We start from the raw sequence: 9,666 nt of genomic DNA, 5'->3' as shown, positions 1-9,666 counted from the left end.
GCGCCGGCTTGCTCGCCGCCCGCCGCGGGCCGGCCCGCGCCACCGCCGGACTGCTCGGCCCGGCCGGGCTGACCTGGCGGCTGCACCGTGGCGCGTTGACCGGCTGGGTGGTCGCGGTGGCGGTGTTCGGCCTCGCCATGGGGCTGGCCGGCAACGAGGTCGACGACATGATCGCCGACAACCCGGCCGCCGCCGAGGCGATCGCCCAACTCGGCGGCGGTGCCGAACTGGTCGACGCCTTCCTGGCGGCGATGCTCGGCCTGTTCGCCCTGACCATCGGGGCGTACGTGGTGCAGGCCCTGCTGCGGGTACGCGGCGACGAGTCCGACGGCATCCTCGAACCGCTGCTCGCCACCGCCGTCAGCCGCTACCGGTGGTTGGGCACGCAGGTGGCCGGCGCGGTGCTCGGTGCGCTGGCGCTGATGCTGCTGGCCGGTGCCACCACCGGCCTCGGGTACGGGCTGGCGGTCGGTGACCCGGTCGGCTGGACGGTCGAGTTGACCGGAGCCGCGCTGCTACGGCTGCCGGCCCTGCTCGTCGTCGCCGGGGTGGTGACCGCCCTGTTCGGCACGCTGCCGCGCTGGTCGGTGGCGTCGAGCTGGGCGGTGCTCATCGTGTTCCTGCTGCTCGGGCAGTTGGGCGCCGCGCTGGACCTGCCGCAGGCGGTGCTGAACCTCTCGCCCTACACCCACGTGCCGTCCGCCCCCGCCGTCGACGTCACCGTCCTGCCCCTGGTGGTCCTCACCGCCGTAGCCGCCGTACTGCTCGCCCTCGGCCTCACCACCTTCCGCCGCCGCGACACCCCCACCTGAGCCCACCTGATCCGTCTTGATCGTTTGCAGCCGAGTGACTCGACACGCCGCTGCCATGGTCAGTGCTCGGGGTGCCGGTCAGCGCCGAGCACGCCGGGTTCCACGGAGGACACGATGTGCGGCGGGGCCGCCAGGCGGTGCCAGCGCAGTTGCGTGATGGCGTCGAGGACGTCACGCGCAGCGGCTGCCGTGGCACAGTCCGCCGTGCGGCAGATCGGGCAGGTGCCTTCCGACGACTCATGATCTCGGAGGGTTCGGCGAGCCGTGAGGGCGAGCCGGTTGAGAATCTGGGCCAGGGACAGCAGCGGCGCGGTCATGTTGCCGGCACTCCGAGGTCGGCCGCGAGTTGGACGATCGTCATCGGGGCGTGCCGGCTCTGGAGCACCCGGGCGAGCAGATCGCGGGCGGCGGGTCGGTGCCGCACCTCGGCGGGTGCGATGCTCTCGGCTTGCCGCAGGGTCCGTGCGGCGCTCGTGTGATCGTGGGCGTGCAGGTGCGCGCGGGCGGCGTCGATCAGGTGGGCGGCGCGATGCTCGACGGGTAGCCACCGCCAACCGTCGCGTCGGACCGTCCTTTGATGCCAGGCGACCGCCGCACCCGCGTCGCCCAACTCCAGTGCCGCCACCGTCCGCGCTGCGGTGACGGCGGTAGGCCCGAAGGCGGTGCGATGATGGTCATGACCGTCGCCCACCCGGTCGCCTAGGTCGGCGGCCTCGTCGAGCAGGTCGGCGGCGCCGCGCTCGTCACCGTCGCAGGCCGCCGCCAACGCGCCCTGCACGAGCAGCGTGCCGCACAGGGACAGCTGCCCCGACGGGCCACCGCCGAGGTCTGGCGGGGCGATCCGGTACGCGGCGGACCGCATGGTCGACACCGCCGCGCGCGTCTGCCCGGTGGCGCGCAACACCTGCCCGAGTTGCACTGCCGCCGTTGCGGCCAGCACCGCGTCGCCGGTGGCAAGCGTCATCGCCCGATCGGCGGCCAGCCAGGCCAGCTCGGTCTCACCGAGCTTCGTCAGCAGCGCTGCACCGATGCGGTATGCCTCCACCAGCGGTTCGCGCCCCGGTCCCGGCTCGCGGGCGTAACCACGTTGCGCCCCGCCGATCAGCCCGGGCAGCAGGTCGATCAACTGGGGGTACCGTGCGTGCTGGTAGGTGGTCCAGGCGTGAACCACGCTACGCGCCACCTGAGCTGCCGCCGGTATGTCGCGGCCCGGCACCCGCCGGCCCACCGCGATGTCGTACGCCGACAGTGCCGCCCGGATCCGCTCCACACCCGCCGCCCGCTCGCTGACGGCGGCGGGACGGACATCGCGGCCCAGCAGCACCGACTGATCGACCCGCAGCACAGCGGCGATCTCCGCGATCGTGGACACCTTGTCCAGCGACCGGGCACCGCGCTCGACCTTGTCGACCCAGCTCTTCGACTTGCCCAGCCGGTCGGCGAACAGTTGCTGCGACATCCGCCGTCGCCCCCGCCAGTACGCCACCCGCCGACCGATCGGCAACCCGTCACCCACGCCGCCACCGCCGATCCGGCACCGCCCGGGTCGTCTCCTCGACAGGTATCCGCTCCGCCTCGGCCTGCGCGAGCAACCGAAACCGCGCCGCTTCCCGCTCGGCCGCCTCGATCCGCTCGCCCTCACCGGGCGTGCCGGGCTTGTTCTGGCCGCTCATCCCCGACTCCTCCGCGATCAGAAGCGCCAGCAACTCTCTGCCGCTACCGTCTGACTACGCTAAGCAATCGAGCGTTCGAGTCTGGGGTACGCGGCGTACCCGGTGACGAGGCGTACCTAAAGGTCGGAGGCACCGATTCGACGTGCGAGGTCGACCGCCTCGGCGCGGATCGCCGCCGGTGCTTCGTGGCACAACCGGGTGACCATGTCCTGCGCCGCCGGCGAGTAGCGGACGGTTTCCGGTGACGTCGCCTCGGCTCGCACCAGTAGGTGCAGGGTCGCTTCTCTCGCGCCCTCCAGGTCGGCGGAGCGTGCCAGCTCCACGTAGTGCCGGCCTCGGCGCTCTGTCGACGGGATCGACGCCGGGTCGAGGGCGTGTGCGCGGCGCTGCGCCTCGTCCGGATCTCCGAGGTCCACTGCGCACATGACGGCGTACACGTCGATCAGGGGCCGCGACACGCGGGTCCGTAGGCCAACGAAGCCCTCGGGCAGCGCCCGGTCGACGATTGACCGAGCGGTGTCCCAATCCGACCACGCGCCCTGGTCGCCGGTCCGAGCGCGGGTGAGGGCCGTGCAGAGGTGCAGGTCGGCGAGCATCTCCGCCCATTCGGCACCGCCATCCGCCACGCGTGGTTCGATAAGCCCGCGCGCTTCCCGAAGCCGCTCCAGTGCTTCATCTCCGCGACCCACCGAGCGCAGCAGGTGCGCGGCATACCAACTCGCCTGTGCGATAGCCAGCGGGTAGTCCGCGTCCAGGGCGGCGGTCATCCCGCGATCGACTGTCAACCAGACCAACTCACGGTCGCCGTGCCATGCCAGATATGCCTGAGCGAGATGGTTAGCCTGTGCGAGCAGAGCGAGGCTCGCCCGTCGATCATCACCGGAATGCAGCCGAGCCGCCCGCTGGGTGGCATTTAGCAGGCCGGGCAGGATTTCCCCCGCCGCCGTGCGCTGGTGTCGAGACGTGTGCCAGGTCTGCCATGCGGAGTCAACCGCACCACGGAGATACTCAGTGCTCTCCGGCTCGCCGTCGAGGACAATGTGCCAGGCGGTCAACGCACGACGGACCTCGTGCACTGCGGGATGACTGACCCGGCCATCGAGAGACAGTGCCACGGACGGGCCGAAGAGGTCACCAAGATCCCGAACCCCGAGGTGCGGCGCCAACTGCTGCGCGGCACGCAGGGTCAACGACCGGCGACCGTTCTCGATGAACTTCACAGTGGTCGCTGACAGTCCGCTCAGGTTGGCGAGGCGCTCGCGGGATAGCCCCGCTGCTCGACGTAGCCGCTCGACACGCTGGCCCGGCCTGGGGTGCTCTTGACTGGTCACGACCGACACCTCATTCGATGGGGTACATCGTGTACCTCACGGTACGCGCAGCTCCCGGCGATAGGAAGAGTCAGGAGTCGATCACCAGCTCACAGCACCTGGGACAGGAAACGGCGTAGCCGGGAGTGCTGCGGCGACTCGAAGACGGCCTGCGGCTCGCCGGCCTCCAGCACCACCCCGGCGTCCATGAAGGCGACGGTGTCGGCGACCTGGCGGGCGAAGCCCATCTCGTGGGTGACGACCACCATGGTCATGCCCTGTCCGGACAGCTCCGCCATCAGCGCCAGCACCCCCTTCACCAGTTCCGGGTCCAGCGCCGAGGTGGCCTCGTCGAAGAGCATCACCTGCGGCCGCATGGCCAGTGCCCGGGCGATGGCCACCCGCTGCTGCTGCCCGCCGGACAGCTGCGCCGGCCGGGCGTCGGCCTTCGCGGCCAGGCCGACCCGGTCGAGTTCGGCCCGGGCCCGGGCCACCGCCTCGTCCTCGCCGAGCTTGCCGATGCGGCGCAACGGCAGGGTGATGTTGCGCAGCACGCTCATGTGCGGGAAGAGGTTGAACTGCTGGAACACCATGCCGATCCGCTGCCGCAGGGCGTCCGGGTCGTCGCGCAGCACACTGCGCTCGTCCAGCAGCACGTCACCCCGGTCCGGTTCGAGCAGCCGGTTGACGGTGCGCAGCAGGGTGGACTTGCCCGACCCGGACGGACCGATGACGCACGCGGTGCCGCCGCGTGCCACGTCCAGGTCCACCCCGCGCAGCACCCGGTGACTGCCGAAGGCCAGGTGGACGTCGCGCAGGCTCAGACTGACCGAGGTGTTCATCGTTGGTTGCCTCCGGCGGCGCCGGGCAGCGCCAGGTCCAGGTCGTCGGGGTCGTCGGTCGGTCCGGTCGTCGGCCGGCCGTGTCGCAGCCGCCGGTCGATCCAGTTGACCGCGTGGGTCAGCGGCACGGTCAGTGCGAGGTAGAACAGCCCGGCCAGCAGCAGCGCCGACTGGTTTCCGGTGTTGGCGGCGTAGTCCTGCCCGATCCGGAACAGCTCGCGCTGGCTGGCCAGCAGGCCGAGGAAGTAGACCAGGCTGGAGTCCTTGATCAGGGCGATGAGTTGGTTGACCCAGGCCGGCAGGATCCGCCGGATGCCCTGCGGGATGACCACCCTGCGCATCGCCTCGCGCCAGGAGAAGCCCAACGCGCGGGCCGCCTCCAACTGGGTGGCCTCCACCGACTGGATGCCCGAGCGGAAGATCTCCCCGAGGTACGCCGAGGCGATGAGCGACAGCGCCAGGATCCCCAGCGGGTACGGGTTGGGCCCCCACAGCTGCATGCCCAGCGGGGCCAGCCCCACGCCGATCAGCAGGATCGTCGCCGCCGCCGGCAGGCCCCGGAACACGTCGGTGTACACCCGAGCCGGCCACCGCAGCCAGCGGGTGCGCGAGATGCCCGCCACCGCCAGCACGATGCCCAGCGCCGAGCCGAGCAGGGCGGCGCTGACCGCCAGGATCAGCGTGTTCGGCAACCCGACGGTGAGCATCTCGGGTAGCGCCTCGCGCATCGACTCCCAGTCGAAGAACGTCTCCCACAGGGTGCGCAACGGATCCACGGTCAACCTCCGTCCTGCTCGCTCGTCGTCCTAGCTCAGGAAGCGGCCGACGCCGACGGCGCCGCCGACGGTGCGGTCACCGCACCGCTGCCCGGGGTGAAGTCGGCCGGGATCGGCCGGCCCGGGTAGTACTGCTCCTGAAGGCGGGTCCAGGTGCCGTCGGCGATCACTTCGTCGAGCGCCTTGTTCAGCGCCTCGCGCAGCGCGTCGTTGCCCTTGGCGAAGGCGTACGCGGTCGGGGCCGGGCTGAGTTCCTTCGCCGCCACCGCGATCGTGCCGCCGCTGTCCGCCGCGGTCTTCTCCCCGATCTCGGCGGGGGCGATCCACGCGTCCGCGGTACCGGCCTTGAGCTGGTTGATCGCGCCGTTGTAGTCGGGTACCCGGACCGGGTCCAGCCCCTTGTTCGTGGCGTAGTCGTCCTGGACGGTGCCCTGCACGACCACCACCCGCTTGCCGGGCAACTCGTCGAAGCTGCGCAACGTCGATCCGGCGGGCACGTCGAGCCCGAAGTAGCCGAAGTCGTACCCGTTGCCGAAGTCCACGGTCTTCTTGCGCGCCTCGGTGATGGTGATCGAGGAACTGCCGACGTCGAACTTGCGGTTGCCGACCTGGGCGAGCAACGCCGAGAAGTCGGTGCCCACGAACTCGACCCTCAGGCCGAGTTTGTCGGCGGCGGCAACCAGCAGGTCATTGTCGAAGCCGGTGAACTCGCCGTCCTTCAGGTACACGTTCGGCGGGGCGTCGGTCAGTGTGCCGGCGCGCAGCACGCCCGGCTGCGACAGGCCGTACGGGTTGTCGGCCGCGCTGCCGGCGGAGTCCGAGCCGCAGGCGGTCAGGGTGGCGGCGCCGAGGATCGCGGCGGCGCCGACGGCGGCGGCCCGGGTAAGGGCAGGAAGGAATCGCACAGGTGTCTCCTGGTTGAGCTGCGGCGGGCACGGACGTGCCGCACCGACGGTCCGCCGCTGGGCGGACCGCTGGGATGAAATCGGTGGCAGAGCGGGAAAGGAGCCGGTAAGCGGTTGGTGACCGGTGGCGCCGCGGTCAGCTACACGCGGCGCTACACACCCGCATCATGTCGACGTGCCGACGCCGGGTCAGGCCCGGGCGGGCCACAGGTCGATCGGGGTACGACATGGTGCTCCTCAAGGTCGTGATGACCTGGGAACCCAGGCCACGCTTGCACCGGAGAACGCTCCGGCGCCTGGTCCTCACCCGGGGCACCCCTGCGCGGAGGAGGGTTGCCGGCCAGCGAGCCGGGGCTTGACGCTGGCACTCATGACCTGCGCCGACGCTACCAGCCCCCGCCCACCCACCGTCCACCCCTTATGACCCCCCTCACGCCGCCCCCTCACCCCGACCCCCCGCACGCCGAGCCAAGTTGACCATGAGGTTGGCGGCATATTTGATCTCCGCCGCTGCCGCTAACCTCATGATCAACGCGGGCGGGGTTGGCGCGTACGACGGTTGGGGGTGTTGCCGGGGAAGTGCGTGATCCTCTACGGTCTGGTCAGCGGTGGGCGGTGCGGTCCGCATCCGAGAAGCCACCGCCGGTGATCCGTCACGTGGGCCGGGAGGGTGGAACTCTCAGGTCCGATGCGCGTGGCGGGTCGGGCCGGCGGTCGAACCCCCAACCGTGCGGTGGCGCGTCGAGGCGCCGGGCCGGCGGTGGACGGGGCGCGGACATCCACCCGGGAGCACCCGTGTATCTCACCCCCCACGAGCAGGACCGCCTGCTCGTCCACGTGGCGGCCGATGTCGCCCGGCGGCGCCGCGAGCGCGGCCTGCGCCTCAACTATCCGGAAGCCGTCGCGGTGATCACCGCCTTCCTGCTCGAAGGGGCGCGCGACGGTCAGTCCGTCGTCGACCTGATGGCCGCCGGACGCACCGTGCTCGGCCGCGACGACGTCCAGGACGGCATCCCCGAGCTGCTGAGGGAGGTGCAGGTGGAGGCGACGTTCCCGGACGGCACCAAGCTGGTGACGGTGCACCACCCGATCCCGTGATCCCCGGGGAGATCCTGCCGGCCGACGGACCGGTGGAGATCAACGCCGGGCGCCCGGTGACCACGCTGCTGGTGGTCAACACCGGTGACCGGCCGGTGCAGGTCGGCTCGCACTACCACTTCGCCGAGGCCAACCCGGCGCTGGACTTCGACCGGGACGCCGCCTGGGGGCAGCGCCTCGCCGTACCGGCCGGCACCTCGGTGCGGTTCGAGCCAGGAGTCAGCCGCCGCGTCGACCTGGTGCCGCTGGGCGGCGCGCGGATCGTGCCGGGCCTGCGCGGCGAGTGCGCCGGCGCACTCGACGAAGGACGGAGCGCATGAGCAGCGTCGAACGAGATCGCTACGTCGCCCTGTACGGTCCGACCACCGGTGACCGGATCAGGCTGGCCGACACGAATCTGCTGATCGAGATCGAGCACGATCACTGTATCGGTGGTGACGAGGCGGTCTTCGGCGGCGGCAAGGTGATCCGGGAGTCGATGGGCCAGTCCCGGGCCACCCGCGCCGAGGGCGCCCTGGACACCGTCATCACCGGCGCGGTCGTTCTCGACCACTGGGGGGTGGTGAAAGCCGACGTCGGGCTGCGCGACGGGCGGATCGTCGCGCTGGGCCGGGCCGGCAACCCGGACACCATGGATGGTGTCCATCCGGACCTGGTCATCGGCCCCGCCACCGAGGTGATCGCCGGCAACGGTCGGATCCTCACCGCCGGGGCGGTCGACACCCACGTGCACCTCATCTGCCCGCAACTGGTCGCCGAGGCCCTCGCCAGCGGGGTCACCACCCTGGTCGGCGGCGGCACCGGACCGGCCGAGGGCACCCGGGCCACCACCGTGACCCCGAACGCCTGGCACCTCGCCCGGATGCACGAGGCCCTCGACACGTTCCCGGTCAACGTGCTGCTGCTCGGCAAGGGCAACACCGTCTCGGCGGAGGCGCTGTGGGAGCAGTTGCGGGCCGGGGCCGGCGGGTTCAAGCTGCACGAGGACTGGGGCACCACCCCGGCGGCGATCGACGCCTGCCTGCGTGTCGCCGACGCCACCGGCGTGCAGGTCTCCATCCACACCGACACGCTCAACGAGGCCGGGTTCGTGGCCGACACCCTGCGCGCGATCGGCGGTCGGGCGATCCACTCGTACCACACCGAGGGGGCCGGTGGCGGGCACGCGCCGGACATCATCACCGTCGCCGGTGAGCCGAACGTGCTGCCGTCGTCGACCAACCCGACCCGCCCGTACACCCGCAACACCCTTGCCGAGCACCTCGACATGCTGATGGTCTGCCACCATCTCAACCCGGCGGTGCCGGAGGACCTGGCGTTCGCCGAGAGCCGCATCCGGCCGTCCACGATGGCGGCCGAGGACCTGCTGCACGACCTCGGGGCGATCTCCATCATCGGCTCCGACTCGCAGGCGATGGGCCGGATCGGCGAGATCGTGCTGCGGACCTGGCAGAGCGCACACGTGATGAAGGCGCGGGTGGGCGCCCTGCCCGGCGACGGCGCCGCCGACAACCATCGGGCCCGCCGGTACGTCGCGAAATACACCATCTGCGCGGCCATGGCCAACGGCCTCGACCACGAGATCGGGTCGGTGGAGCCGGGTAAGCTCGCCGACCTGGTGCTGTGGGAGCCGGCGTTCTTCGGCGTACGACCGCACCTGGTCATCAAGGGCGGCATGATCGCGTACGCGCAGATGGGTGACGCGAACGCCTCGATCCCCACGCCGCAACCGATGCTGCCCCGGCCGATGTTCGGCGCGTACGGCGGCGCGGCCGCCGCCACCAGCCTGGCGTTCGTCGCGCCTGCGGCGTTGGAGGCCGGGCTGCGGCTGGACGTGCGGCGCCGGGTGGTGCCGGTGGCCGACGTACGCTCACGCGGCAAGGCGGACCTGCCGGAGAACAGCGCCCTGCCGCGCATCGAGGTCGACCCGGACACCTTCACGGTCCGTATCGACGGTGTGGTGGTGGAGCCGGATCCGGTGGCCGAACTGCCCATGGCCCAGCGGTACTTCCTGTTCTGATGGCCACCCCGACGATGCTGCTGCTTCTCGCCGACGGGCGCTTCCCGGCCGGTGCGCACGCCCACTCGGCCGGATTGGAGGCGGCCGTCGCCGCCGGCCGGGTGACCGACCTGGACACCCTCAGCCAGTACCTGCGGGGGCGGCTGGCCACCGCGGGACTGGTCGCGGCCGCGTTCGCGGCGGCGGCCCGTGGTGCGGCCTGGTCGGCGGGCCGCTCCGCCGCGCTGGCC

At 71.6% G+C, this 9,666-nt stretch carries 10 protein-coding genes, 2 pseudogenes and 1 riboswitch; of the genes and pseudogenes, 5 read left to right on the top strand and 7 right to left on the bottom strand.

Annotation, left to right across the window (positions count from 1 at the left end; translation table 11 throughout):
* Nucleotides 1-812: pseudogene (locus AC2CHE_RS25855) on the top strand (anibiotic ABC transporter); the annotation flags it as partial.
* Between the two features lie 59 nt (nucleotides 813-871).
* Here AC2CHE_RS25855 and AC2CHE_RS25850 read toward each other — a convergent pair.
* From AC2CHE_RS25850 to AC2CHE_RS25820, 7 genes are all read right to left on the bottom strand, one after another.
* On the bottom strand, nucleotides 872-1,129 hold the full coding sequence (locus AC2CHE_RS25850) for a hypothetical protein (RefSeq protein WP_484507444.1): 258 nt from the start codon (nucleotides 1,127-1,129) through the stop codon (nucleotides 872-874).
* Nucleotides 1,126-2,328, bottom strand: a complete 1,203-nt coding sequence (locus tag AC2CHE_RS25845; RefSeq protein WP_484507443.1) for a helix-turn-helix domain-containing protein — start codon at nucleotides 2,326-2,328, stop codon at nucleotides 1,126-1,128. The genes AC2CHE_RS25850 and AC2CHE_RS25845 overlap by 4 nt, the downstream gene beginning before the upstream one ends.
* Nucleotides 2,321-2,485, bottom strand: coding sequence for a hypothetical protein (locus AC2CHE_RS25840; RefSeq protein WP_484507442.1), 165 nt, complete (start codon nucleotides 2,483-2,485; stop codon nucleotides 2,321-2,323). The genes AC2CHE_RS25845 and AC2CHE_RS25840 overlap by 8 nt, the downstream gene beginning before the upstream one ends.
* 116 nt (nucleotides 2,486-2,601) lie before the next feature.
* Nucleotides 2,602-3,816, bottom strand: coding sequence for a helix-turn-helix domain-containing protein (locus tag AC2CHE_RS25835; protein WP_484507441.1), 1,215 nt, complete (start codon nucleotides 3,814-3,816; stop codon nucleotides 2,602-2,604).
* Nucleotides 3,817-3,905: 89 nt separating this feature from the next.
* A complete protein-coding gene (locus AC2CHE_RS25830) occupies nucleotides 3,906-4,637 on the bottom strand; it encodes an amino acid ABC transporter ATP-binding protein (RefSeq protein WP_484507440.1) in 732 nt (243 codons plus the stop codon).
* Nucleotides 4,634-5,413, bottom strand: coding sequence for an amino acid ABC transporter permease (locus AC2CHE_RS25825; protein WP_484507439.1), 780 nt, complete (start codon nucleotides 5,411-5,413; stop codon nucleotides 4,634-4,636). Before AC2CHE_RS25825 ends, AC2CHE_RS25830 begins: the two co-directional genes overlap by 4 nt.
* A gap of 35 nt (nucleotides 5,414-5,448) precedes the next feature.
* Entirely contained in the window at nucleotides 5,449-6,318 is an 870-nt protein-coding gene (locus tag AC2CHE_RS25820) for an ABC transporter substrate-binding protein (RefSeq protein ID WP_484507438.1), read from the bottom strand.
* 263 nt (nucleotides 6,319-6,581) lie between these two features.
* Nucleotides 6,582-6,694: riboswitch (SAM riboswitch) on the bottom strand.
* Nucleotides 6,695-7,113: 419 nt separating this feature from the next.
* On the opposite strand from AC2CHE_RS25820, the gene AC2CHE_RS25815 reads away from it, so the two are divergent.
* The 4 genes and pseudogenes from AC2CHE_RS25815 to AC2CHE_RS25800 form a co-directional block, all read left to right on the top strand.
* Entirely contained in the window at nucleotides 7,114-7,416 is a 303-nt protein-coding gene (locus AC2CHE_RS25815) for an urease subunit gamma (RefSeq protein ID WP_484507437.1), read from the top strand.
* Nucleotides 7,413-7,736, top strand: a complete 324-nt coding sequence (locus AC2CHE_RS25810; protein WP_484507436.1) for an urease subunit beta — start codon at nucleotides 7,413-7,415, stop codon at nucleotides 7,734-7,736. The genes AC2CHE_RS25815 and AC2CHE_RS25810 overlap by 4 nt, the downstream gene beginning before the upstream one ends.
* Nucleotides 7,733-9,436, top strand: a complete 1,704-nt coding sequence (locus AC2CHE_RS25805) for an urease subunit alpha (protein ID WP_484507435.1) — start codon at nucleotides 7,733-7,735, stop codon at nucleotides 9,434-9,436. The genes AC2CHE_RS25810 and AC2CHE_RS25805 overlap by 4 nt, the downstream gene beginning before the upstream one ends.
* Nucleotides 9,436-9,666: pseudogene (locus AC2CHE_RS25800) on the top strand (urease accessory protein UreF); the annotation flags it as partial. The gene AC2CHE_RS25805 and the pseudogene AC2CHE_RS25800, both read left to right, overlap by 1 nt.

This window comes from Micromonospora sp. ATLC16, from assembly GCF_057196645.1.
The sequence above is the reverse complement of the archived record's forward strand: the minus strand, read 5'-3'. Positions and strand labels throughout refer to the sequence as shown.